Here is a 580-nt window from a genome sequence, read left to right as displayed (position 1 = left end):
GAAGAGGTAAGGACTATCAAGCTTTTAACTGAAGAGTTTGATCATGGCTCAGATTGAACGCTGGCGGCAGGCCTAACACATGCAAGTCGAGCGGTAACAGGGAGTGCTTGCACTCCGCTGACGAGCGGCGGACGGGTGAGTAATGCATAGGAATCTGCCCGGTAGTGGGGGATAACCTGGGGAAACCCAGGCTAATACCGCATACGTCCTACGGGAGAAAGAGGGCTCCGGCTCTCGCTATCGGATGAGCCTATGTCGGATTAGCTGGTTGGTGAGGTAACGGCTCACCAAGGCGACGATCCGTAGCTGGTCTGAGAGGATGATCAGCCACACTGGGACTGAGACACGGCCCAGACTCCTACGGGAGGCAGCAGTGGGGAATATTGGACAATGGGCGCAAGCCTGATCCAGCCATGCCGCGTGTGTGAAGAAGGCCCTCGGGTTGTAAAGCACTTTCAGCGAGGAAGAAAGCCTGACGGTTAATACCCGTCAGGAAGGACATCACTCGCAGAAGAAGCACCGGCTAACTCCGTGCCAGCAGCCGCGGTAATACGGAGGGTGCGAGCGTTAATCGGAATTA

Annotated in this window: 1 rRNA gene; it reads left to right on the top strand. The window is 56.0% G+C overall.

The annotated features are described in order from the left end of the window. Positions 1-25: 25 nt before the first annotated feature. Positions 26-580, top strand: a 16S ribosomal RNA gene (locus IE125_RS19150); the annotation flags it as partial.

Origin of the sequence: Salinicola rhizosphaerae, assembly GCF_014652715.1 — a bacterium.
GTDB classification, from domain to species: domain Bacteria; phylum Pseudomonadota; class Gammaproteobacteria; order Pseudomonadales; family Halomonadaceae; genus Salinicola; species Salinicola rhizosphaerae.
The sequence above is the reverse complement of the archived record's forward strand: the minus strand, read 5'-3'. Positions and strand labels throughout refer to the sequence as shown.